Origin of the sequence: Jiangella alba (genome assembly GCF_900106035.1) — a bacterium.
GTDB lineage: Bacteria > Actinomycetota > Actinomycetes > Jiangellales > Jiangellaceae > Jiangella > Jiangella alba.
This window is the reverse complement of sequence record NZ_FNUC01000003.1, coordinates 1,577,571-1,601,211: the sequence shown is the minus strand read 5'-3', so window position 1 is coordinate 1,601,211 and position 23,641 is coordinate 1,577,571. Positions and strand designations below refer to the sequence as shown.

General features: G+C 73.5%; 22 protein-coding genes. 10 read left to right on the top strand and 12 right to left on the bottom strand.

Going from position 1 to position 23,641, the window contains the following annotated elements; translation table 11 throughout:
- Window positions 1-19 precede the first annotated feature (19 nt).
- A complete protein-coding gene (gene bla / locus BLV02_RS09855) occupies window positions 20-907 on the bottom strand; it encodes a class A beta-lactamase (protein WP_069115298.1) in 888 nt (295 codons plus the stop codon).
- Between the two features lie 111 nt (window positions 908-1,018).
- On the opposite strand from bla, the gene BLV02_RS09850 reads away from it, so the two are divergent.
- Window positions 1,019-1,909 carry a LysR family transcriptional regulator gene (locus BLV02_RS09850; RefSeq protein WP_069115297.1) on the top strand — a complete coding sequence of 297 codons (891 nt, stop codon included), beginning with the start codon at window positions 1,019-1,021 and terminating at the stop codon, window positions 1,907-1,909.
- The gene (locus BLV02_RS36430; protein ID WP_069115296.1) at window positions 1,906-2,826 is read left to right on the top strand and encodes a serine hydrolase; all 921 of its coding nucleotides are present in this window, start codon (window positions 1,906-1,908) and stop codon (window positions 2,824-2,826) included. The genes BLV02_RS09850 and BLV02_RS36430 overlap by 4 nt, the downstream gene beginning before the upstream one ends.
- Here the strand turns inward: BLV02_RS36430 and BLV02_RS09840 are convergent.
- Window positions 2,823-3,002 (bottom strand): hypothetical protein, encoded by a 180-nt coding sequence (locus BLV02_RS09840; protein WP_069115295.1) that lies wholly within the window; start codon window positions 3,000-3,002, stop codon window positions 2,823-2,825. The two genes, BLV02_RS36430 and BLV02_RS09840, sit on opposite strands and share 4 nt — an antisense overlap.
- A gap of 56 nt (window positions 3,003-3,058) precedes the next feature.
- Entirely contained in the window at window positions 3,059-3,214 is a 156-nt protein-coding gene (locus tag BLV02_RS36425) for a hypothetical protein (RefSeq protein ID WP_171906917.1), read from the bottom strand.
- Between the two features lie 25 nt (window positions 3,215-3,239).
- Between BLV02_RS36425 and BLV02_RS09835 the strand changes: the two genes are divergently transcribed.
- Window positions 3,240-3,764 (top strand): CGNR zinc finger domain-containing protein, encoded by a 525-nt coding sequence (locus BLV02_RS09835; protein ID WP_069115294.1) that lies wholly within the window; start codon window positions 3,240-3,242, stop codon window positions 3,762-3,764.
- Between the two features lie 55 nt (window positions 3,765-3,819).
- Here the strand turns inward: BLV02_RS09835 and BLV02_RS09830 are convergent, their stop codons facing one another.
- Together BLV02_RS09830 and valS are read right to left on the bottom strand one after the other, a co-directional pair.
- On the bottom strand, window positions 3,820-5,913 hold the full coding sequence (locus BLV02_RS09830; RefSeq protein ID WP_069115293.1) for a heavy metal translocating P-type ATPase: 2,094 nt from the start codon (window positions 5,911-5,913) through the stop codon (window positions 3,820-3,822).
- Window positions 5,914-5,976: 63 nt separating this feature from the next.
- Window positions 5,977-8,538 carry a valine--tRNA ligase gene (valS, locus tag BLV02_RS09825; protein ID WP_069115292.1) on the bottom strand — a complete coding sequence of 854 codons (2,562 nt, stop codon included), beginning with the start codon at window positions 8,536-8,538 and terminating at the stop codon, window positions 5,977-5,979.
- A gap of 362 nt (window positions 8,539-8,900) precedes the next feature.
- Here valS and BLV02_RS09820 point away from each other — a divergent pair, with 362 nt between their 5' ends.
- From BLV02_RS09820 to ngg, 3 genes are all read left to right on the top strand, one after another.
- Entirely contained in the window at window positions 8,901-10,265 is a 1,365-nt protein-coding gene (locus tag BLV02_RS09820; protein WP_074946262.1) for a trypsin-like serine protease, read from the top strand.
- Between the two features lie 177 nt (window positions 10,266-10,442).
- Entirely contained in the window at window positions 10,443-12,239 is a 1,797-nt protein-coding gene (locus tag BLV02_RS09815) for an N-acetylglutaminylglutamine amidotransferase (protein ID WP_069115290.1), read from the top strand.
- Window positions 12,240-12,316: 77 nt separating this feature from the next.
- Window positions 12,317-13,996, top strand: coding sequence for an N-acetylglutaminylglutamine synthetase (ngg, locus tag BLV02_RS09810; protein WP_083289289.1), 1,680 nt, complete (start codon window positions 12,317-12,319; stop codon window positions 13,994-13,996).
- Window positions 13,997-14,405: 409 nt separating this feature from the next.
- Here the strand turns inward: ngg and BLV02_RS09805 are convergent, their stop codons facing one another.
- Window positions 14,406-15,008: a dihydrofolate reductase family protein gene (locus BLV02_RS09805; RefSeq protein ID WP_069115289.1), complete on the bottom strand. Its 603-nt coding sequence runs from the start codon at window positions 15,006-15,008 to the stop codon at window positions 14,406-14,408.
- Between the two features lie 78 nt (window positions 15,009-15,086).
- On the opposite strand from BLV02_RS09805, the gene BLV02_RS09800 reads away from it, so the two are divergent.
- Window positions 15,087-15,665, top strand: coding sequence for a TetR/AcrR family transcriptional regulator (locus BLV02_RS09800; protein ID WP_069115288.1), 579 nt, complete (start codon window positions 15,087-15,089; stop codon window positions 15,663-15,665).
- Here BLV02_RS09800 and BLV02_RS09795 read toward each other — a convergent pair.
- On the bottom strand, window positions 15,640-17,256 hold the full coding sequence (locus BLV02_RS09795) for a DUF885 domain-containing protein (RefSeq protein WP_083289288.1): 1,617 nt from the start codon (window positions 17,254-17,256) through the stop codon (window positions 15,640-15,642). The two genes, BLV02_RS09800 and BLV02_RS09795, sit on opposite strands and share 26 nt — an antisense overlap.
- A 38-nt stretch (window positions 17,257-17,294) precedes the next feature.
- Between BLV02_RS09795 and BLV02_RS09790 the strand changes: the two genes are divergently transcribed.
- Window positions 17,295-18,461: an osmoprotectant NAGGN system M42 family peptidase gene (locus BLV02_RS09790; protein WP_069115287.1), complete on the top strand. Its 1,167-nt coding sequence runs from the start codon at window positions 17,295-17,297 to the stop codon at window positions 18,459-18,461.
- A 10-nt stretch (window positions 18,462-18,471) separates the two neighbouring features.
- On the opposite strand, the gene BLV02_RS09785 is transcribed toward BLV02_RS09790, so the two are convergent.
- Window positions 18,472-19,164 carry a lysophospholipid acyltransferase family protein gene (locus BLV02_RS09785; RefSeq protein WP_069115286.1) on the bottom strand — a complete coding sequence of 231 codons (693 nt, stop codon included), beginning with the start codon at window positions 19,162-19,164 and terminating at the stop codon, window positions 18,472-18,474.
- Window positions 19,165-19,271: 107 nt separating this feature from the next.
- Between BLV02_RS09785 and BLV02_RS09780 the strand changes: the two genes are divergently transcribed.
- Together BLV02_RS09780 and BLV02_RS09775 are read left to right on the top strand one after the other, a co-directional pair.
- On the top strand, window positions 19,272-20,054 hold the full coding sequence (locus BLV02_RS09780; RefSeq protein ID WP_069115285.1) for an alpha/beta hydrolase: 783 nt from the start codon (window positions 19,272-19,274) through the stop codon (window positions 20,052-20,054).
- Window positions 20,051-20,548, top strand: coding sequence for a hypothetical protein (locus BLV02_RS09775; protein ID WP_069115284.1), 498 nt, complete (start codon window positions 20,051-20,053; stop codon window positions 20,546-20,548). The genes BLV02_RS09780 and BLV02_RS09775 overlap by 4 nt, the downstream gene beginning before the upstream one ends.
- A 561-nt stretch (window positions 20,549-21,109) precedes the next feature.
- On the opposite strand, the gene BLV02_RS09770 is transcribed toward BLV02_RS09775, so the two are convergent.
- Genes BLV02_RS09770 through BLV02_RS09755 form a run of 4 tightly spaced genes read right to left on the bottom strand, consistent with a single transcriptional unit; the run spans window position 21,110 to window position 23,587 of the window.
- Window positions 21,110-21,787 carry an endonuclease/exonuclease/phosphatase family protein gene (locus BLV02_RS09770; RefSeq protein ID WP_069115283.1) on the bottom strand — a complete coding sequence of 226 codons (678 nt, stop codon included), beginning with the start codon at window positions 21,785-21,787 and terminating at the stop codon, window positions 21,110-21,112.
- Entirely contained in the window at window positions 21,784-22,719 is a 936-nt protein-coding gene (locus tag BLV02_RS09765) for an ROK family glucokinase (RefSeq protein ID WP_069115282.1), read from the bottom strand. Before BLV02_RS09765 ends, BLV02_RS09770 begins: the two co-directional genes overlap by 4 nt.
- A complete protein-coding gene (locus tag BLV02_RS09760; protein WP_069115281.1) occupies window positions 22,716-23,162 on the bottom strand; it encodes an SRPBCC family protein in 447 nt (148 codons plus the stop codon). Before BLV02_RS09760 ends, BLV02_RS09765 begins: the two co-directional genes overlap by 4 nt.
- A gap of 41 nt (window positions 23,163-23,203) precedes the next feature.
- Window positions 23,204-23,587 carry a hypothetical protein gene (locus BLV02_RS09755; protein ID WP_069115280.1) on the bottom strand — a complete coding sequence of 128 codons (384 nt, stop codon included), beginning with the start codon at window positions 23,585-23,587 and terminating at the stop codon, window positions 23,204-23,206.
- Window positions 23,588-23,641: the final 54 nt, after the last annotated feature.

The window sequence follows — 23,641 nt, the reverse complement described above, 5'->3', positions numbered from 1 at the left end:
CAATGCACATCGCCCCCGGTCAGCCGAGCCGCCGCACCACCAGCCGGGCCACGTCGGCCAGGGCGGCGTCGACGCGCGGGGCGTCGCGCTCGGCGCGGCGGCTCATGGCAACGATGACGATCGGCTGGCCCGCCGGGTTCCATGCCACCCCGGCGTCGTTGTTGGCGCCGTAGTCGCCGGCGCCGGTCTTGTCGGCCAGCCGCCAGCCGTCCGGCAGCGCGTCGCGGAAGCGCGGACCGGAGGTCGTGTTCGCCAGCATCCAGTCGCGCAGCCGCCGCCGGTCCCGCGGCCGCAGCAGGTCGCCGACGAGCAGGCCGGCGAACGTGCGGGCCAGCGCCGCGGGCGTCGAGGTGTCGCGCACGTCGCCCGGCTCGGCCGTGTTCAGCTCGATCTCCCAGCGGTCCAGCCGGGTCGCGTCGTCGCCGGTCGACCGGGCGAACGCGGTCAGGCCGCGCGGGCCGCCGATCTCGCGCAGCAGCAGGTTCCCGGCGGCGTTGTCGCTGAAGCGGATCGCGGCGTCGCACAGTTCCGCGACGGTCATGCCGGTGTCGACGTGCTCGGCGGTGATCGCCGAGTTCAGCAGGATGTCGGCCGGCGGGTACCAGACGCGGTGCTCCAGCCGCGACTCGTCGAGGTCGCGTAGGACGGCGGCCGCGGCGATCGACTTGAACACCGACAGGATCGGGAACCGGTCGCCGGACCGGTGCGCGAGCCGGGTGCCGGTCGCGAGGTTCGTCGCGCTCACGCCGAGCGTGACGTCGTGGGCGCGCTCCAACTCGCGGACCGCCGGGTCCGGACCGGAGCCGGCCGCCCCGGCGCCGCCGGTGGCGAGCAGGCCGGCCGACGCGGCCAGCGGGACGGCGAGGCCGGCCCGCAGAACGGCGCGGCGGCTGAGCGAACGGGTCATGGGTTCCTCCTCGAGGCGGTGCGCCAACGCCGTCACCGTCGCAAGGCGGCCGGACCGATGTCCAAGACGCAACCGCCACCGATCCATGCCGAATGGGTATGGTGGCTGCCCGTGGATCTGTTACGGCACCTGGAGGCGTTCGTCGCGGTGGCCGAGGCCCGCAGTTTCACCCGCGGCGCCGACCTCTGCGGCGCACCGCAGCCGGTGGTCAGCCGGCGGGTCGCGGCGCTGGAGCGCGACCTCGGCAGCACGCTGCTGCACCGCTCGTCCCGGCAGGTCGAGCTGACCGACGCCGGGCGCACGCTGCTCCCCCACGCCGCCGACCTCGTCGCCCGGGCCGGGCACTTCCGCGAACTGGCCGCCGCGGCCCGAGCCGCCGGCCTGAGCGCCGGCATCCCGTCCGGGCCCGACCCGCGGGCGCTGGTGGCGGCCCGCCGGCTGGCCGCCGCGGCCGGCGTCACGCTGACGTTCGCCGAGCAGCCCGCCGCGGAGCGGGCCGCGCTCGTCCGCCGCGGCCGGCTCGACGTCGCGCTGCTGCCCTGCCCGCCGGACGAGGAGGAGACCGGCGCCGAGCTGGGCGGGGGCACCGCGACCGACGACCTGCGCGGGCGGCGGCTGCACCTGGACCAGCTGCGCCGTTCCGGCGGCGACGACGGCCGGCCGCGGGCGCTGCACCTGTCCGCCGAGGACGACGTGCCGTGGGTCCGCGACCCGGTGCGCCGCGCCGCCCGGCTGGCCGGGCTGCTGGACGGCCAACTGCGCGTCGGCACCCCCGACACCGAGGCGCTGACCTGCGCGCTCGAATACGGCGACGCGGTCCTGTGCACGCCCGCGTGGGCCGCGGCGCACCGGCTGCGCTGGCGCCCGCTCGGCGACGTCGCGGTGCGCCGCACGTACGCCGTCGCCGGCCGGGCGCAGGTGCCGCGCGAGCTGGTCGGCACCGTCCTGCCGGCGCTGGCCCGTGCGGCCGGGCTGGTCACCGACCCGGAGGAGCCGCGGTGACGACGTCCGAGGCGTTCGGGTTCTCCGGCGAGGCGGTGCGCACGGCACACGACATCCGCGCCGACTGGGCCGCCACCGGGCTGCGCGGCGCCCTGTACGCCCGCAACGTCGACACCGGCGAGGATCTCGGCTTCGACGTGCACGCGCCGTACGCACTGGCGTCGGTGAGCAAGCTGCCGCTGGCGCTGGTCGTGCTCGACCTAGTCGCCGCCGGCGAGCTGGACCCCGCGCACCCCGTCGACCTCGTCCCCGGCGCCATGACACCCGGCCCGACCGGCGCCGCGCTGTTCCGGCACCCGAGCCGCGTCGCGCTGGAGGACCTGCTGCTGCTCATGCTGTCGGTGAGCGACAACGCCGCCGCCGACGCCGTGTTCGCGCTGGTGCCGCCGGAGCGGGTCACGGCGACGCTGCAGGGCTGGGGGTGCGACGGCATCGTGGTGCGGCACCCGATGCGGCGGCTGTACGAGGCCGCGGCGGCGGTCGCGCCGGACGATCCCGTGCTGGCGCTGGAGCTGGCGGTGCGCGCGACCACCGACGGCGGCGGGCACGTGCTGCCGACGCTGGACGTCGCCGCGGCCACGAGCGGCACGGCGGCCGGGCTGGTGGCGCTGGTCGAGCGCGTCTGGACCGACGACGTCAGCGTCCCTGCGGCGACGGCGCGGCTGCGCGAGCTGCTGGGCCACCAGGTGCGCCAGCGGATGGGCGCCGAGCTGGCCGCCGACGCCGTCACCGTCAGCAGCAAGACCGGCACGTTCCTCAACCTGCGGCACGAGGCCGGCATGGTCACCACGTCGACCGGCGACCGCATCGCCGTGGCCGCGCTCACCGCCTCGACCGTCGCGGCCCGGTCGCAGCCGGAGGCCGACCGTGCGATCGGGCGGGCCGCCCGCGCCGCGCTCGACGTGCTGCGACGCTAGCGGTCGCCCTCGATGGAGAAGGTCCCGTAGTCGAAGCCGCTCTCGAGCACGCCCTTGCTGCCGTCGGCGTCGGTCCGTGTCGCGGAGAGACCGAGCCGTCCCTCGTAGAACTCCGTCGCCCGGGTCATGTCGGTGACGGCGACCTGCGCGGTCATGCGGTGGCTGCTCGAGCCCATGGATCCTCCTCGGCGACGCGATCCGACGATTCTCCCCCGCTGCGACGTGCGGCGCGCTACCCGGGGCGCACCACCACCAGGCCGCCGCAGCCGCAGCGGGCGTAGCCGACGAACCCGTCGCCGGTGCGGTGCCAGGACGTCACGCGGTCCGGCCGGACGGTGGCGCCGCACCGGCCGCAGGCGCGGACCACTTCCACTGCTCTTTCCTTCATGCGTCCAGCGTGCTGTCATGGCATTGTGCATTTCAACCATTACAGCGACGAGGGCGCGCAGCTCGCCGCCGCCGTGGTGAACGCCCGCCTCGACTCCCCCGCCGACATCGTCGCGCTGGCGGCCGAGCACTACCTGCTGCTGGAGCGCTCACCCACCGCCGAGGACGTCGCCGGACTGCGGCGCTGGCGCACGGAGCTGGCCCGCGTCGTCGACGCGCCGACGTCCGGTGAGCGCATCGAGGCGCTGAACCGGCTGCTCGCCCGCGGCACCGCGCACCCGCGGATCAGCCTGCACAACGGCCCGCCGCACGTGCACTTCCGCCCCGACGACGTGCCGCCGGAACGGCAGTTCGCGGCGATCACGGCGTTCGGGCTGGCGTGGTTCCTCACCCAGCGCGGGCTGCACCGGCTGGGCCGCTGCGCCGCCCCCGACTGCGACGTCGCGTTCGCCGACGTCACCCGCAACGGGCGGCAGCGCTACTGCTCGCCCCGCTGCGCCAACCGCCAGGCCGTCCGCCGCCACCGGGCCCACCGCTCCGCTTTGCAATGAGCACCCATACGCACCGGTGCATATAGGTGCTCATTGCAAAGGCGGGGTGACACGGTCAGCGCGCGAGGCGGTCGGGGCGGAGGTCGAGGCGGCGCAGCAGCTGGGCGTTGGCCGCGACGATGACCGTCGACGCGGTCATGGCGACGGCGGCGGCCGCCGGCGGGAGCACGAACCCGATCGGCGCGAGCACGCCGGCCGCGAGCGGCACGGACAGCAGGTTGTACCCCGTCGCCCACACCAGGTTCTGCACCATCTTCCGGTAGCTGGCCGTCGACAGCCGGCGGGCCGAGACGACGCCGCGGGGGTCGTCGGAGGCCAGGACGACGCCGGCGGACTCGACCGCGACGTCCGTTCCGGCGCCGATCGCGACACCCACGTCGGCGCGGGCCAGCGCGGGCGCGTCGTTGACGCCGTCGCCGACCATGGCGACCGACAGGCCGCGCTGCTGCAGCGACGCCACCGCGGCGTCCTTGTCCTCCGGCAGCACCTCGGCGAACACCTCGTCGATGCCGACCTTCGCCGCCACCGACTCCGCCACGTTGCGGGCGTCGCCGGTGATCATCACCGTGTGCACCTTCTCCGCACGCAGCAGCGCCACCGCCTCGCGCGACTCGGGCCGGATCTCGTCGGCCAGCGCCAGCGCGCCCAGCACGTCGCCGTCGCGGACGACGTAGAGGACGGTCGAGCCGGCCGCGGCCCACTCGTCGACGGACGAGGCGATCGACGACGGCGCCGCCAGCGACAGGTCGCGCAGCAGGCCGGGTCCGCCGACCGAGACCTGCGCGCCGTCGACGACCGCACGGACGCCCTTGCCGGTCAGCGAGCGGAACTCGGTCGCCACCGGCACCGGGCCGGATGCCGCCGCGACGACGGCCTTGGCCAGCGGGTGCTCGGAGTCGCGCTCGGCCGCGGCGGCCAGCGCCAGCAGCTCGTCCTCGCTCACCGGACCGGCGGCCGCGACGCCGGAGACCGCCGGGCGGCCCATCGTCAGCGTGCCGGTCTTGTCGAACAGGACGGCGTCGACCTGGCGCATGCGCTCCAGCGCCAGCCGGTCCTTGACCAGGATGCCGGCCCGGGCGGACATCGCCGTGGAGATCGCGATCACCAGCGGGATGGCCAGCCCGAGAGCGTGGGGGCAGGCGATGACCAGCACCGTCACGGTGCGTTCGACCGCGTCCGACGCCTCGCCCAGCAGCGCCCACACGACGAACGTCAGGGCGCCGACGCCGAGGGCGAACCAGAACAGCCACGCGGCGGCGCGGTCGGCCAGGGCCTGCGCCCGCGAGCTGGACGCCTGCGCGTCGGCCACCAGACGCTGGATGCCGGCCAGCGCGGTGTCGTCGCCGACGGCGTTGACCTCGATGCGGACGGCGGTGTCGGTGGCGACGGTGCCGGCGACGACGCGGTCGCCCGGCCCGCGGGTGACGGTCTTGGACTCGCCGGTGACGGTGGACTCGTCGACCTCCGCGGTGCCCTCGGCGACGACGCCGTCGGCGGGCACCCGGCCGCCGGAGCGGACCAGGACGACGTCGCCGACGGCCAGCTCGGCCAGCGGCACCTCCGTCACGGCGCCGTCGGGGCCGACCCGCTCGGCGGTGTCGGGCAGCAGTTCGGCCAGCGCCTGCAGCGCCCCGGACGCCTGACCGAGGGCACGCATCTCCAGCCAGTGGCCGAGCAGCATGACGACGATCAGGAGCGCCAGCTCCCACCAGAAGTCGAGGTCGAGGCTGCCGATCTCCAGCGTGGTCAGCCCGCTCGCGACGAACGCGACGGTGATGGCCAGCGAGATCAGCGTCATCATGCCGGGCAGCCGGTCGGCGAGCTCGGCCTTGGCGCCGGCGAGGAACGGCCAGCCGCCGTAGAAGAACAGGAACGTGCCGAGGACCGGCGGGATCCACGTCGACCAGCCGGGCACCTCGTACCCGATCAGGTCGGCGAACATCGTGCTGAAGCCGACCACGGGGACGGCCAGGATCAGGCTCACCCAGAACTTGTCCCGGAACATGCTGCCGTCGCCGTGCCCGGCGTGCTTGTCGTGTCCGGAGTGCGCGGAGTGCCCACCGGCGTGCCCCGCGGGCGCACCCGCGTGACCGGCGTGATCGTGGGCACCGTGATGCTCCGTCGCGACGGCGTGCTCGTGCTGTTCCATGGTCGCTTCACCTCTCGTTGCCTCAGACCATGCAACCAAAATACCCCCTAGGGGTATTCCTATTCAGGTGAACGCGACGGTGACCGTGTCGGCGCCGGGGTCGGGCTCGACGTCGAGGACGGCGATGCGGCCGGCCGCGCTGACGTCGCCGAGCAGCGCGCCGGCCGCCTCGGCATCGCCCGGCAGCACCCGCGCGACCGCCCGCGGCACCTCGGTCCGCAACGACAGCCGCGCCTCCGACTTCGCCTTGCGCACCGCCCCGATCAGCGCTGACGCCGTCGCGAACAGCTCCGCGTCGCCACCGGCGGCGGTGACCTCCGGCCACGGCGCCCGGTGCACCGAGCCGTCGCGCCACCACGACCAGACCTCCTCGGTGACGAACGGCAGGAACGGCGCGAGCAGCCGCAGGAGCGCCGCCAGCGCCTGCCGCAGCGCCGCCCGAGCCGACGCCGCGCCCGCGTCGTCGCCGGAGTCGCCGTAGGCGCGGGCCTTCACCAGCTCGACGTAGTCGTCGCAGAAGTCCCAGAAGAACCGCTCGGTGACCTCGAGCGCGCGCGTGTGGTCGAAGTCGTCGAGGGCGCGAGTGGCGGCCGCGACGGTGTCGTCGAGCGCGGCCAGGACGGCGCGGTCCAGCGGCGCGGTGACCTCGGCGTCGCCGGCCACCGGCCCGAGACCCAGCACGAACCGGCTGACGTTGAGGATCTTCATCGCCAGCCGCCGGCCGATCTTCATCTGGCCGGGGTCGAACACGGTGTCGGCGCCGGGCCGGCCGTTCGCGGCCCAGTAGCGCACGCCGTCGGAGCCGTACTGGTCGAGGAGGTCCAGCGGGGTGACGACGTTGCCGACCGACTTCGACATCTTCTTGCGGTCGGGGTCGATGATCCAGCCGGATATGGCCGCGTGCCGCCACGGCAGCACGCCGTTCTCGAGGTGGGCCCGGACGACGCTGGCGAACAACCAGGTGCGGATGATCTCGTGCGCCTGCGGCCGCAGGTCCATCGGGAACACCCGCGCGAACAGGTCGTCGTCGGCCTCCCAGCCGCCGGCGATCTGCGGCGTCAGCGACGACGTCGCCCAGGTGTCCATGACGTCGGGGTCGCCGGTGAAGCCGCCGGGCACGCCGCGCCGTTCCTCGGCGTATCCGGGCGGGGCGTCGGAGGACGGGTCGACCGGCAGGGCGGCCTCGTCGGGCACGATCGGCGCGTCGTACACCGGCTCGCCGGCGTCGTCGAGCGGGTACCAGAGCGGGATCGGCACGCCGAAGAACCGCTGCCGGCTGACCAGCCAGTCGCCGTTCAGCCCGCCGACCCAGTTCTCGTACCGCACCCGCATGTGCTCGGGGTGCCAGCTCAGCTCGCGGCCGCGCTCGAGCAGCGCCGCGCGCAGCTCGTCGTCGCGGCCGCCGTTGCGCAGGTACCACTGCCGGGTGGTGACGATCTCGAGCGGGCGGTCGCCCTTCTCGTAGAACTTCACCGGGTGGGTGATGGGCCGCGGCTCGCCGACGAGGCCGCCGCCGTCGCGCAGCAGAGCGGCCACCCGCTCCCGGGCGGTGTGCATGGTCGCGCCGGCCAGCTGCTCGTACGCCGTGCGCCCGGCGGGGTCGGCGAGCCACGGCGGGACGTCGCGCATCATGCGGCCGTCGCGGCCGACGACGGGACGGGTGGGCAGCGCCAGCTCGCGCCACCAGGTGACGTCGGCGGTGTCGCCGAACGTGCAGATCATCGCCGCGCCGGTGCCCTTCTCCGGGTCGGCCAGCCGGTGCGCCACCACGGGGACCTCGACGCCGAACAGCGGCGTGCGGACGGTGCTGCCGACCAGCGCGGCGTACCGCTCGTCGTCGGGGTGCACGACGACGGCGACGCAGGCCGGCAACAGCTCGGGGCGGGTCGTCGCGATGAGCAGCGGCTCGCCACCGGCCCGGGCGAAGGCGAGTTCGTGGTAGGCGCCGGGACGCTCGCGGTCCTCCAGCTCGGCCTGCGCGACCGCCGTGCGGAACGTGACGTCCCACAACGTGGGCGCCTCGGCGAGGTACGCCTCGTCGCGGGCGAGGTTGCGCAGGAACGCCCGCTGCGACGCCCGCCGGGCCGCGGCGTCGATGGTCTGGTAACCGTGCGACCAGTCGACGGACAGCCCGAGCCGGCGCCACAGCTGCTCGAACACGCGCTCGTCGTCGGCCGTCAGCCGCTCGCACAACTCGATGAAGTTGCGCCGCGACACCGGCAGCTGGTCCTTCGCCGCGCGCCCGGCGCCGTCGGCCGGCGGCTCGAAGCCGGGGACGTACGGCAGCGACGGGTCGCAGCGCACGCCGAAGTGGTTCTGCACCCGCCGCTCGGTCGGCAGGCCGTTGTCGTCCCACCCCATCGGGTAGAAGACCGCCTTGCCACGCATGCGCTGGTAGCGCGCGACGACGTCGGTGTGCGTGTACGAGAAGACGTGCCCGACGTGCAGCGAGCCGCTCACCGTGGGCGGCGGGGTGTCGATGGAGAACACCTCGGCACGCGGGCGGGTGCGGTCGAACCGGTAGACGCCGTCGCGCTCCCAGCGCGCCGCCCATACCTCGTCCAGCCCGTCGACGGTGGGCCGCTCGGGGATGACGGGATGGGTGCGCGAGATGTCGGTCACCATTCCGACACTAGCGGCGGCACCCGGGTGCCATCGGGCGATTTTCCGCGCCGATCCCGGCGCGACACGCCCGGCATGGCGGCAATTCATGCCATCCTTCTCCTGCCGGTCGTGTCGGTCGTGGCCGTCACCCGGCCCGGAACACGCCCCTGACCTGCACTGACAGTGCGGCGACGGTGCGATCCGGCCCTGCGTGGCACCGATCGGCAGGGGCTTCCGGGGGGCCGGAAACGCGTTAGACGCGATTCACCCCCCGTTGGTTCCCGCGGATCCCTGCCTCGTGTAGCATTCCCAGCATTTCGGGCCCTCCTGTCGTCCGCGGGCACGCGCGGAGACGGGGGGCTCGATGCTGAACTGACATTCATGTGAATTGGAGACAGTGTGACTACCTTCCGCGCGCGCGTCCGCGCTGCGGGCGCGCTGACGGCGGCCCTGGTCACGGGCCTCACCGTCATGAGCGCCGCCGGCACCGCAGCCGCGGCCGAGGAGATTCCGCAGGAGTCCCTCATCGTCCAGAGCTCTCCCGCCGACTTCGAGACGAAGATCGTCGGCGGCGCTCCCGCCCCGAGGGCGAGTACCCGTTCGTCACGTACCTCGTCATCGACGACCAGTTCGCCTGTGGCGGCTCGCTGATCGAGCCTGACGTCATCCTCACCGCCGCGCACTGCGTCAACGGCTCCGGCCCGACCGACGGCATCGTCGCGCACTTCGGCTCGGTCGACCTCACCAGCCCCGACATCCAGACGTTCACGTCCGAGTCCGTGAGCTCGGGCAACATCTCCGGCATCCCGAACGACTGGGCGCTGGTCCAGCTGAGCGAAGAGGTGCCGGCCGAGGTCGCCACCCCGGTCGACATCGTCTCCGACGACTCGTTCGACGCGTCCGAGACCTTCCGCGTCATCGGCTGGGGCGCCACGTCCGAGGGCGGCGACGCCAGCGACGTGCTGCTCGAGGTCGACGTGCCGGGCGTCAGCGACGACGAGTGCGTCGCGGCCTACGAGGCCATCGGCATCCAGACCAGCCCCGAGGTCGAGCTGTGCGCCGGTGACCTCGAGCAGGGCGGCGTCGACAGCTGCCAGGGCGACTCCGGTGGCCCGCTGCTCGTCGAGGAGAACGGCGAGTACCTCCAGGTCGGCGTCGTGAGCTGGGGCGAGGGCTGCGCCCGCCCGGGCATCCCGGGTGTCTACACCCAGCTGAGCGCCGTCACCGACAGCATCGCCGCCGTCCTCGACGGCAACGCTTCGGCCGAGGTCGCCGACGTCCAGATCGAGACCACCGCCGGCGAGCCGGTCGAGATCACGCTGACGGCCGACGACGCCGACGGCGACGACGTCACGTTCAAGGTGAGCGAGGCCGAGTCCGGCTCGCTGACCACCGACGACGAGACCCTCACGACGCTGGTCTACACCCCGGCCGAGGGCTTCACCGGTGAGGACACCTTCCTGTACCTCGCCAACGACGGCCACACCGACGGCATCCCCGCCACCGTCACCATCACGGTGACGGAGGCCGAGGAGCCCACCCCGACGCCGACCGAGACCCCGACCGAGGAGCCGAGCGAGACCCCGTCCGCGACGCCCACCGAGGACCCGGGTGACGACGACGGCGAGGAGCTGCCCGACACCGGTTCGAACACCACCACCATGATCGGCCTGGCCATGCTGCTGGCCGCTGGTGGCGCCGGTGCGGCCTTCGCGGCCCGCCGCCGTGTGAACGGCTCGAACGTCTGAGCCGAGCACCTGGCTAGGTAGCACAGATCCACCGGTTCGGCGGTGGCGCATCTCACGGAGAGCGCCGCCGCCGAACTGCGTTTCGGGGCGTGAACTGGGGGTACCCCTCACCAGAAGGGAATCGGGGGCGCCCGTTCCCCGCGCCCGGGAACGGAAGGGTGGGTAGGCTCGAAACACATGTGCGGTCTCACCGGAGAATTCAGGTTCGACAACCGCCCCGCCGACCTCGCCTCGGTCGGCCTCATGTGCGACGCCATGGTGGCCCGAGGGCCCGACGACTCCGGCGCCTACGCGCACGGGTCGCTGGCGCTGGGCCATCGCCGGCTGTCCATCATCGACCTCTCCCCACACGGCCACCAGCCGATGATCGACGCCGAGCTGGGCCTGGCCGTCGTCTTCAACGGCTGCATCTACAACTACCGTGAGCTGCGCGACGAGCTGAGCGGGCACGGCTACCGGTTCTTCTCCACGTCCGACACCGAGGTCATCGGCAAGGCGTACCACCGCTGGGGCGAGGACTTCGTCGACCACCTCATCGGCATGTTCGCGCTGGCGATCCACGAGCGCGACACCGGCCGGCTGGTGCTGGCCCGCGACCGCCTCGGCATCAAGCCGCTGTACCTCGCCGAGACGCCCGAGCGGCTGCGCTTCGCCAGCACGCTGCCGGCGCTGGTCCGGGCCGGCGGCGTCGACACCTCCATCGACCCGGTCGCGCTGCACCACTACCTGTCCTGGCACGCCGTCGTCCCCGCACCGCACACGATCCTCGCCGGCGTCCGCAAGCTGCCGCCCGCCACCGTCCGCGTCGTCGAGCCCGGCGGCGCCAGCCGCGAACGGGTCTACTGGGACCCGTCCTTCACCCGCGACCCCGCGAAGGCCGCCTGGTCGGACACCGACTGGGAGGAGGCCGTCCTGGAAAGCCTCCGTGTCGCTGTCCGTCGTCGCCTGGTCGCCGACGTCCCGGTCGGCGTGCTGCTCTCCGGCGGCCTCGACTCCAGCCTGGTGGTGGGGCTGCTCGCGCAGGAGGGCCAGACCGGCCTCAACACGTTCAGCATCGGGTTCGACGCGGTCGGCGGCGAGGAGGGCGACGAGTTCAAGTACTCCGACGTCATCGCCCGCGAGTTCGCCACCGACCACCACCGCATCCGCGTCGGCGCCGACCTGCTGCCGTCGCTGGGCGACGCGATCGCCGCCATGAGCGAGCCGATGGTCAGCCACGACGCCGTCGCGTTCTACCTGCTCAGCAAGGAGGTCAGCCGGCACGTCAAGGTGGTGCAGTCCGGGCAGGGCGCCGACGAGGTGTTCGCCGGCTACCACTGGTACCCGCCGCTGGCCGGTGTCGGCCGCGCCGACGCCGTCGGCACCTACGCGAAGGCGTTCCTCGACCGCGACCACGCCGCGATGGCCGAGGTCGTCGCGCCCGCCTACCTCACCGACGGCGCCGTCAGCCTCGACTTCGTCCGCGAGCACTTCACCCGCGACGGCGCCGAGACCGCCGTCGACGCGGCGCTGCGGCTGGACACCCAGATCATGCTCACCGACGACCCGGTCAAGCGGGTCGACAACATGACCATGGCGTGGGGGCTGGAGGCGCGGGTGCCGTTCCTCGACCACGAGCTGGTCGAGCTGGCCGCGCAGTGCCCGCCGGAGCTGAAGCTGGCGCAGGAGGGCAAGGGCGTGCTGAAGGAGGCCGCCCGCCGGGTCATCCCGCACGAGGTGATCGACCGGCCGAAGGGCTACTTCCCGGTGCCGGCGCTGAAGTACCTGCAGGGCCCGTACCTCGAGCTCGTCGAGGACGCCCTGCACTCCGCCGCCGCCCGCGACCGCGGCCTGTTCCGGCCCGAGTACGTCGACCGGCTGCGGCAGGATCCGAACGCCGACCTCACTCCCCTGCGCGGGAACCGGCTGTGGCAGCTGGGCCTGCTCGAGCTGTGGCTGCAGACGCAGCTGCCCGGCGAGGGCGTGACCCGGTGACCGATCCCCGGCGAAGGGGCCAGCATTCGCTGTGGAGCACGCCGTGGAAAGAGGCGCCGGAACACCTCGTCCGGGACATGAAGCGCGACGTCCTGGTCGACCTCGCGTGGGGCCGGCTGGTGTTCGCGCAGACCTTCGACGACCCGCGGCACGTCATCGACCTGCTCCGGGCCGAGGAGGAGGGCCGCCGCGACATCGCCATGTACGTCGCCGACCCGCACGTGCTGGTGTCACACGCGCCCGGTGAGCTGTTCATCGACCCGTCGCTGACGTACCGGCTGGAGCTGCACCGCTACCGGCCGCGGCGCAACCCCGTCTCCGGCGTGTTCGTCCGCAAGATGAGCGAACTGGCCGACGCCGAGGAGATCAACCGGCTGTACGCGGGCCGCGGCATGGTCACCGGCGACACCGCGCTCATGTGGGGCAACCAGCGCACGCCGACGTTCACCTACCTGGTGGCGCAGGACGAGCGCACCGGCGCCGTCGTCGGCACCGTCACCGGCGTCGACCACGTCCGCGCGTTCGACGACCCCGACAACGGCGCCAGCCTGTGGAGCCTCGCCGTCGACCCGCAGAGCACCATCCCCGGCGTCGGGGAGGCGCTGGTGCGGGTGCTGGCCGAGCGGTACATCGGCCGCGGCCGCGACCACCTCGACCTCTCCGTCCTGCACGACAACGACCCGGCGATCAGGCTGTACACCAGGCTCGGGTTCCAGCGGGTGCCGGTGTTCGCGGTGAAGCGGAAGAACCCGATCAACGAGCCGCTGTACGTGGCCGGGCCCGCGGAGACGGAGCTGAACCCGTACGCGAAGATCATCGCCGACGAGGCGCGGCGGCGCGGCATCCTGGTCGAGATCACCGACGCCGAGAGCGGCGAGCTGCGGCTGTCGCACGGCGGGCGGCGCATCGTCACCCGCGAGTCGCTGTCCGAGCTGACGACGGCGGTCGCGATGAGCCGCTGCGACGACAAGCAGCTGACCCGGCGGATCTTCCAACGGGCCGGGCTGTCGGTGCCGCGCGGCGTCAGCGCCTCCTCCGCCGAGGCCGACGCCGCGTTCCTCGCCGAGGTCGGCGAGGCGGTGGTCAAGCCGGTCCGCGGCGAGCAGGGCCGCGGCATCACCGTCGGGGTGACGTCCCCGGCCGCGCTCGCCTCGGCGGTGTCGCTGGCCCAGACGTTCTGCCCCGACGTCCTCATCGAGGAGTGCGTCGACGGCGAGGACCTGCGCATCGTCGTCATCGGCCACGAGGTCGTCGCCGCCGCCGTCCGCCGCCCCGCGACGGTGTACGGCACCGGCCGGCAGACCGTCGCCGACCTGATCGACGCACACAGCCGGCGCCGCTCCGCCGCGACCGGCGGCGAGTCCCGGGTGCCGGTGGACGACACGACGGTGGAGACCCTGCGCGCCGCCGGGTACGGACTGGGCGACGTGCTGCCCGAGGGCGTGGCGCTGCGGGTCCGGCGCACGGCCAACCTGCACACCGGCGGGACGATCCACGACGTGACGGCGTCGCTGCACCCGACGCTCGCGGCGGCCGCGGTGGCGGCCAGCGAGGCGATCGACATCCCGGTGACCGGGCTGGACATGATCGTGCCCAGCCCGGAGGGCGAGGAGTACGTGCTGATCGAGGCGAACGAGCGGCCCGGCCTCGCCAACCACGAGCCCCAACCCACCGCCGCCCGCTTCGTCGACCTCCTCTTCCCCGCCACCCGGACGACGCCGAGGGCGTGGCAGCCGCCGCCTGTTCCTCAGCCGTAGCGGTTGGCCGGGGTCGCCGGGCTCGGGTTCGCCGGGCTCGCGTTGGCTGGGTCTGCCGCGTGGGCCAGCCCCCTGCTGCTCTCGATGGTCGGGGGCGCAGGAGGCCGCCTCAAGCGGACCTCTTGCTTGGCGCTTCGCGCGGCGGAGGACCGCTTGACCCGGCCGCCCGCGCCCCCGGTTCAAGCAGCGTCAAGGGGCCGGCCGAACCATGGGCCCGGCTCCCCTGCCCGCTGTGCTCCTGGTCCGCTGGCCGCTCGCCCTTGCTGGGTGGGGTTCCGGCGACCGACTCCGCTGTGGGTCGCCGTTCGCTGGCCGCTCACTGGCCACTTCGGGTGTGGCTACCGGCTCCGCTCGGCTTGGTGTTCGCTGGCCGCTGCCGCTCCAAGATCGTCCAGGTTTCGGGGTGTGATCACGCCCCAAATCCTGGATGATCATGGGCGGGCTGGCGGGCGTAGTGGACGAAGACGACACCGTCGTCGAAGGTGCGGCTGGAGGCGACCCGGAACTGGTGCGGCGCGAAGCCGGCCGCGCCGAAGAGGGGGCGGCCGGAGCCGATCGCGACCGGGTAGATCTTGATCGCCAGCTCGTCGATCTCGTCGCGCAGCACGCCGGCGATCTCACCGCCGCCGCAGAGCCAGATGCGCCCGCCGGGCTCACGTTTCAGGGCGCGCACCCGCGCCACCGGGTCGGTCGCGACCACCTCGACGGCTGGGTCGGGGGCGGTCCCGAGGGTTCGGGAGAACACCAGGTGGCGCAGGTGCGGGTAGGCGTTCGCGACACCGTCGTCGAGGCCGAACTGGTAGGAGCCGCGGCCTTCGAGGACGGTGTCGATGGTGCGGTTCGGCGGGTCGATGCCGAGCACGGAGCGAAAGTGCACCGGGATGGTCTCCGGGTACTCCTCGCCGATGGCGGCCACGTGGTCGCCGTCGGCGGAGAAGAAGTCGACCTCGGAGCCGGGGCCGGCGATGAAGCCGTCGATGGTCGAGGCGACGTAGTAGACGAGCGATCGCATGGTTCCTCCTGAAGTCAGCAACAACTACTTCAGTTGTAGTACTCTAGGCGTAGTGGTTGTCAAGTCCGAGGGGAGATCATGGCGCAGAACCCGGAACGACGGACGGCGTTGGTGGACGCCGCGATCGAGGTGCTGGCCCGCGACGGCGCACGGGGGCTGACGTTCCGCGCGGTCGACGGGGCGGCGGGGGTGCCGGCGGGCACGGCGTCGAACTACTTCGCGAACCGGAACGCGCTGCTGGGGCAGGCCGCCGAGCGTATCCACGTCCGGCTCCGCCCCGACGACGCGACGGTCGCCGAGATGCTGCGCACCCGGCCCGAGCCCTCCCCCGGCGTGCTGCGGCACGAGCTCACGGCGATGTACCACCGGCTGTCAGCGGAACGGACGGAGTACCTGGCGCTGCTCGAACTGCGGCTGGAGGCGATCCGCCGTCCGGAGATCCGCGCGTCCCTGACGGCGACCATGCGCGACAACCTCGAGCAGAACATCGCCGCGCACCGGGAGTCGGGGCTGCCCGGCGACGACACCACCGTCGTGCTGCTGTACCTGGCGCTGAGCTGGCTGATCGTCGAGAACCTCACCCTGCCCGGGGTGCTGGACGGCTACGACGCCGACGGGCTGATCGGCGCGCTCACGGAGCTGGTGGCAGGTCGCTGAGCAGCGTCCGCAGCGGGCCGAGCCCCACCGGCCCGAGCCCCAGCGCGGCGGCGTGGAAGCGGCGCGGGTCCAGCGACGACGAAGCGCGGGCATCGCGCCACAGCCGGGCCCCGACCCGGAACGCCAGCGCCTGGCCCGGCCAGCCGAGGTACCGGTCGACCTCGAACGCCGCCGTCCGCGGGTCCACCCGCGCGACGTCCACCAGCAGGCGGGCGCCCAGCTCCGGCGTCCACCGCTCGCCGTCGACCAGCCCGTTGCCACGCGGGATCGGGAGGTCCAGGTGCAGCCCCAGATCGACGACGACGCGGACGGCGCGCCAGAGCTGCGCGAAGATCATCCCGAGCCGCTCGCCCGGCGTCCGCACCAGCCCCAGCTCGTCGGCCAGCTCCTCGGCGTAGTGCGCCCAGCCCTCGGCGTAGCCGTGCACGTGGCACAGCGACCGCTGCCACGGATGCAGGTCGTCGAGCCCCAGCGTGACGGCGTGCTGCAGGTGGTGCCCCGGGACGCCCTCGTGGTGCAGCGTCGACACCTCGCGCCACGTGTGCGCCCGCGTGACGCCGTCCGGCAGCGTCCACCAGACCCGCCCGGGCCGGGTCAGCCCCGGGTCGGCCGGCACGTAGTACATGACGCCCGACGCGGACGGGGTGACGCGGCACTCCACGCGGCGGGTGCGGTCCGGGACGTCGAAGTGGGTGCCGGCGACGGCGTCCATGGTCTCGTCGACGCGCTGCTGGAGCCACGCCTCCAGGGCGGGCACGCCGTCGATGACACCGGACGGGTCGGCGTCCAGCGCCCGCACCGCGTCGTCAACGTCACCGGAGGCGACGATGGACGCGGCGACGGCGCGCGCCCGGGCCGTCAGCGCGGCCAGCTCGGACCAGCCCCACGCGTAGGTCTCCTCGACGTCGATCCGCGCGCCGAGGAACGCCGCCGACGTCACCTCGTACCGCTCGCGCCCGACGCCGTCGCGGGTCCCGGCCCGCGGCAGCAGGTCGTCGCGCAGGAACGCCGCGAACCCCGCCGTCGCCTCCGCCGCCGCGGCGGCCGGCCCGGCCAGTGCCGGCTGCGCGGTCACCAGGGACGGGTAGAAACCGTCACGCACCCAGCCGTCGCACTGCGCGGCCACGGCCAGCACCTGCCGGCGGGCCGCCACGTGCCCGCGATCCGCCGACGCCGTCAGCGTCGCCGCGTACTCCCGCAGCGCCACCGGCACCCGGGCCAGCTCGCGGCCGATCGCGTCCCAGTCGTCGCCCGGCAGGTCGTCGAACGTCTGCCGGACCCAGTGCACCGGCGTCGCCAGCGGCGCCAGCAGCGCCGTCGTGAAGCCGGCCTCGTACAGCGCGACGTCGCTGGCCAGCCGCTCGGCCAGCGCCTCGCGCAGCACACGCTCCCGGAACCCGGACGGCTCGGCCGCGGCCAGCCGGGCCGCCGCCCGCGCCGTCACCGCGTGCCGCCGCGCGAACGCGTCGGGCGAGAGGTCCTCGATCAGCGACGACGAGGTGCGGCCCAGCGCCTGCGCGGCGTACGGGTCGAGCTCGGCGAGGTCGCGGAGGTAGTCGTCGGCCACCTGGGTCACGTCGTTCGCGGGCACCCCGGCAGGCTACCGGCCCGGCATGTCAGGGTAGAGCCATGAAGACGCTGCCCATCGACGAGGAGTACCTGCGCGACGTCCTGCTCGAGCTGCTGCGCACGCCGAGCCCGTCGGGCCGCACCGACGCCGTCATGCAGGTCGTCGGCGACCGCCTGACCGATCTCGGCGTCCGCATCCGGCTGACCCGCCGCGGCGTGCTGCGAGTGACGCTGCCCGGCGAGGGCGCGGTCGGCGGGGCGAGCCGGGCGGTCGTCGTGCACGCCGACACCATCGGCTGCATGGTGAAGCGGCTCAAGGAGAACGGCCGGCTCGAGGTCGTGCCGGTCGGCACGCACAGCGCCCGGTTCGCCGAGGGCGCCCACGTCACCGTCTTCACCGACGACCTCAGCAACCTGCACACCGGCACGGTGCTGCCGCTGATGTCCAGCGGGCACAACTTCGGCGACGCCGTCGACACCCAGGGCGTCGGCTGGCACCAGGTCGAGGTGCGGCTGGACGAGCCGGTCGGGAGCCGGCAGGACCTCCTCGACCTCGGCCTGTCCGTCGGCGACTTCGTGGCGCTCGACGCCGCGCCGCAGATCACCCCCAACGGCTACGTCAAGGCGCGGCACCTCGACGACAAGGCCGGCGTCGCCGCCTGCCTGGCCGCCGTCAAGGCCCTCCTCGACGACGGCCGCACCCGCCCGGTCACGGCGCACCTGCTGGTGACCATCGGCGAGGAGGTCGGCATGGGCGCCACGCACGGCCTCGACGAGTACGTGGCCGAGCTGGTCGCCGTCGACAACGCCGTGGTCAGCGAGGGGCAGGAGTCGCGCGAGGACACCGTCAACATCGGCATGCTCGACTCCACCGGCCCGTTCGACTACCACCTGACGCGGCGGCTGATCGGGCTGTGCGAGAGCAACGAGCTGCCGTTCCGCCGCGACGTCTACCGCTTCTACCGCTCCGACGCCGCGCCGGCCATCGAGTCGGGCCTGGAGTGCCGCACCGCGCTGATCGGCTTCGGCGTCGACTCCAGCCACGGCCACGAGCGCACCCACCTCGACGGCATCAGGCGCACGGCCGAGCTGCTGACGGCGTACCTCACCAGCCCGCTGACGTTCAGCGAGTGGGACGACCGCCCCACCGGCGCGCTGGCCGACTTCCCCAGCCACAGCGTGCAGCCGGCCGAGCCCGAGCCCGACCGCTACCCCGGCCGGCACTGAGCCGGCGGCGTCAGGCGTCCTTCGCGTCGGCGGCCCGCGCCTTCACCGTCGCCGCGTAGACGTCGACGTACTCCTGGCCGGACAGCTCCATCAGCGCGTACATGATCTCGTCGGTGACCGACCGCAGCACGTGGCGGTCGGTCTCCATGCCGTAGTAGCGGCTGAAGTCCAGCGGCGGCCCGAACTTGATGCCCGGGCGCATGCGCTTGGGGATGATCCGCCCGGCCGGCTGCATCTCCGCCGTCCCGATCATCGCCACCGGGACGACGGGGACGCGGGCCTCCAGCGCCATGCGGGCGACGCCGGTCTTGCCGCGGTAGAGCCGGCCGTCGGGTGAGCGGGTGCCCTCGGGGTAGATGCCGAGCAGCTCGCCGCTCTCGAGGATCTGGACGGCCGTGCGCAGCGCCGCCTCGCTGGCCCGCCCGCCGGAGCGGTCGACCGGCACATTGCCCATCCCGCCGAAGAACACGCGCTTGAACCACCCTTTGACACCGCGTTCGGTGAAATAGTCGCTCTTGGCGAGGAAACTGACCTTACGGTCGAGAACGAGCGGCATGAAGAAGGAGTCGACGACGGTGAGGTGGTTGCCCGCGAGGATCGCGCCGCCCTCGGCGGGGACGTGCTCCACACCCTCAGCCCAGGGCCGATAGATCAACCGCAGGATCGGCCCGAGGAAGACGCTCTTCATCAGCCAATAGAACACGTCGGAACACTACCGCCAAAGCGCGCGGCGAACGACGGGCCTCGCCCGCGCGGACGGATCGGGCGCATGCGACGATGCTGGTTGCGAGTGGGAAAGGGAGGGACGCGATGCTCTCTGAAGGCGAGGCGGTCGACTCGATCGAGCCGTACCGGCACGACGCCGGCCCCGTCGGCGTGCTGCTCTGCCACGGCTTCACCGGCTCGCCGGCCTCCCTGCGCCCCTGGGCCGAGCAGCTGGCCGGGCTCGGGTACAGCGTCGAGCTGCCGCGGCTGCCCGGCCACGGCACCACCTGGCAGGACCTCAACGTCACCGGCTGGCCCGACTGGTACCGCCGGGTCGAGCGGTCGCTGCTCGACCTCGCCGAGCGGTGCGAGCAGGTCGTCGTCGCCGGCCTGTCGATGGGCGGCTGCCTGGCGCTGCGGCTGGCGCAGGAGCACGGCCCGCTGGTGCAGGGGCTGGTCCTGGTCAACCCGGTCGTCACCAGCGCCGACAAGCGGCTGCTGGCGCTGCCGTTGCTGCGGCTGCTGCGCCCGTCGGCGGCGGGGCTGTCCGGCGACATCGCGATGCCCGGTCAGGACGAGCGGGCCTACGACCGCACCCCGCTGCAGGCGCTGTGGTCGCAGACGAAGCTGTGGCAGCTGGTCCGCCGCGACCTCGCCATGATCACCCAGCCGCTGCTGCTCTACCGCAGCGCCGACGACCACGTCGTCGACGCCACCAGCGCGCCGGTCATCCTCTCCGGCGTCTCGTCCACCGATGTCGCCGAGGTCGTCCTGCGCCGCAGCTACCACGTCGCCACCCTCGATTACGACGCGCCGGAAATCTTCTCCGGCGCCGCGGCGTTCGTCGACAGAGTGACGTCGAAGAGGAACCGAGGCCTGCCGCGATGAGCCGAGACGACGACCAGACCTGGGCCGAGCTGATCGACTCGTTCCACGCCTCCCCCACCGACGGCGACCAGCCGTGGCCGGCGGCCGAGGAGCTGGGCCCGGACGAACGTCTCGACGAGCCACGCCCCGACGACTTCCGCGACGCCTCCGTCACGCTCGGCCCGCTGGCCGGTGGGCGCGGCGGCCCCGGTCCCGACCCCGATCCGGCGGCGCCCGCGCCCGGCATCGACGACGCCACCGCCGAGGAGGCGGCCAACCACTTCGTCCCGCCGCCGCCGGCCCCGATCCCCCGCGGCGACCGCGTCCAGCAGCTGGCCTGGGCGGCGGTCATCACGCCGCCCATCGCGCTGATCATCGTCGCGATCATGTCCTGGCGCCCGTCCGACGAGATCGTCTTCCTCGCCGTCGTCGCGTTCGTCGCCGGTTTCGTCACGCTGGTCGCCCGCATGCGCGGCCACCACCCCAACGACCCCGACGACGGCGCCGTCATCTAGCGCGATCTAGCGCGGCAGCGTCCCGGCCCCGCGGAACCGCCACCCGTCAGGCGAGCCGAAACTCCGCCACGACCGCCCAGCCTGACAACCGTGTTCGCGTGTTGACACCACCGCCAACGGTTGGCACCCAGGTCAACACCCACGAACCGACTCCACCCGGCCCCGCGGAACCGCCACCCCCGTCAGGCGAGCCGAAGCTCCGCCACCACCGGAAAGCGGTCGCTCGCCGCCCGCACATCCCGGGTGCCGACAACGCGTGAGAAGGCCACCTCGGCCCGACCCAACCCGACAACCGCGTTCGCGTGTTGACACCACGGCCAACAGTTGGCACCCAGGTCAACCCCCACGAACCGACTCCACCCGGCCCCGCGGAACCGCCACCACCGCGAAATGGTCGCTCGCTGCCCGCACATCCCGGGTGCCGACATCGCGTGAGAAGGCCACCTCGGCCCGGCCCAGCCCGACAACCGTGCTCGCATGTTGACACCACGGCCAACAGTTGGCACCCAGGTCAACCCCCACGAACCGACTCCACCCGGCCCCGCGGACCCGCCACCACCGTCAGGCGAGCCGAAGCTCCGCCACCACCGGGAAGTGATCGCTCGCCGCCCGCACGTCCGGGGTGTCGACGACGCGGTAGGAGGTCACCTCGGCGCCGCGGACGAAGATGCCGTCGACGCGCCGCCGCGGCCGCGCCACCGAGTACGTCGGCGTCGGGTCCGAGGCGCCCGCGTCGGCGTACTGCGAGGCCAGCCGGGTCCACGTCGACGCCTCGGGCGGCTCGTTGAGGCCGCCGCCGAGCACCGTCGCCGGCAGGTCTAGGCGGTTGACCAGGCCGGTGAGGTCGGTCAGGTGCCGGGCCCGCTCGCCGGCGTCCAGGCCGAGGTGCAGCGAGCCGGCCCCGAACGCGACGCCGTCCTTCTCCAGGCGGGCCAGCACCACGCCGCGGCGGGTCAGGCCGGGCGTGCGCCGCAGCCGGTGTTCCTGCACCTCGCGCAGGTCCACCCGCACGGCGGTGAACAGCGCCGTCCCGCCGGTCGAGCCGCCGCCAGCCGCGTACAGCAGGTCGGCCCGGCGGGCGAACGACGCCGCCCGGCCGCGCCACAGCACGACCCGGGGCAGCTCCTGGATGAAGACGACATCCGGGTCCAGCTCCCGCAGCACCCGCGCGACGGCGGCGCCGTCGTTGCGCAGCCCGCGGACGTTGTAGCTGACGACCCGCAGCTCGATGCCGGTCACACCCGGGCGAGGTCGGCCGCGCCGATGACGCCGGCGTCGTTGCCGAGCGTCGCCACCCGCACCTCCGGCTCCGGCCGGTGACCGGCGCCGGTGGTGTTCTTGCGCAGCGCCTCGACGGCCGGGCTGAGCAGGAGGTCGCCGGCCGCGGACACGCCGCCGCCGATGACGAACGTCGCCGGGTCGAAGACCGCCGTGAACGAGCCCATCGCCTCGCCCAGCCAGCGCCCGACCTCCGCGATCAGCACGATCGCCAGCTCGTCGCCGGCCTGGGCCAGCTCGGTGACCATGGGGCCGGTGATGCGCTGGACGTCGCCGCCGGCCCGCTCCAGCAGCCGCTCGGCCGACGGCAGGCTGGCCGCCTCGCGCGCCTCGCGGACCAGCGCGGTGCCGCTGGCGTACGCCTCGATGCAGCCGCGCAGCCCGCAGCCGCAGAGGTGGCCGTCGGGCACCAGCCGCATGTGCCCGAGCTCGGCCGCGATGCCGTGCGCGCCGCGGTAGATCTTGCCGTCGAGCACCACGCCGCCGCCGACGCCGGTGCCGATGGTCAGCAGGATCATGTCGTCGACGTCCTCGGCGGCGCCGAAGCGGAATTCGCCCCAGGCGGCCGCGTTGGCGTCGTTCTCGACGACGGTCGGGAGTCCGGTCGCGGTGGCGACCTGGTCGCGGACCGGGATGTCGCGCCAGGCGAGGTTCGGCGCGAACAGCACGCGGGAGCGGGCGGAGTCGACGAACCCGGCCGACCCGACGCCGACGGCGTCGACGTCGTGCTGGGCGGCCAGCTCCTTGGTCACCTCGATGATCGTCTCGACGATCGCCCCGGGATCGTGCGACGGCGTCTCGCGCCGTGCCCGCGTCCCGATGACGCCCTTCTCGTCCACGACGCCGGCCGCGATCTTGGTGCCGCCGACATCGACCCCGATGGTGAGGCTCACTCGTCCACTCCCTCGACCCGCTTCTTCAGCTCTTTCAGAGCCGTGTCGATGATGACCTTCTCCGCCTTGCGCTTCATCAGCCCGAGCATCGGGATCGAGACGTCGACCGTCAGCTGGTACGTCACCTCGGTGGTCGCGTCGTCGACGGCGGCCAGCGCGTACGAGCCGTCCAGCTCGCGGATCAGCCCGCCCTCGACCAGCGTCCACCGGACCTCGTCGTCGCCGTCCCACTCGTAGGACAGCGTGTAGCGGTCCTTGATGGGGCCGGCGTCGAGGACGAACTTCGCCTCGCCCGGCCGCCCGGTGTCCTCGTAGACCGTCAGCACCTCGACCTCGCGGACCGACGCGGTCCATTCCGGGTACGCCTCGAGGTCGGCGATCACGGCCATGATCGCGGCCGGGGTCGCGGCGACGACGATGCTCGACGTGGTCTGCGCAGCCATGTGTGAAAGTGTCCCATCAGCCGGACGGCGGAGATCGCAGACTATCGAGCCGGGGGCAGCCGCGGCACGCCGGCCGGTCGTCCGTGCTCCAGCCGGTCCTTCAGCTCGTGGATGCGGGTCTTGAAGGCGACGGTGTAGCGGCGGGCCAGGCGGTCCGGCCGGGCCCGCGGCGACGTCGGGTCGGCGCGCAGGAACCAGTGCACCAGGACGCCGTCGCCGTACCGTTCCAGCCACAGCTCGGTGCTGCCGGCCAGCTCACCGCCGATCGTCCAGCGCACGCCCTCGAGGCCGCGGTCCTGCTGGACGGCGAGCGTCAGGCGCGGCCACCAGGCGCGCGCGACGGCGGGGTCGCGGACGTACGCGGCCAGCTCGGCCCGCTCGGCGACCACGAACGTGTCGTCCACGAGATCGATCGCCGGAGCCATCAGCGCAGCCTACGGACGTGATGGAGGTCATGTCACAATCCGCGCCGCGCATCG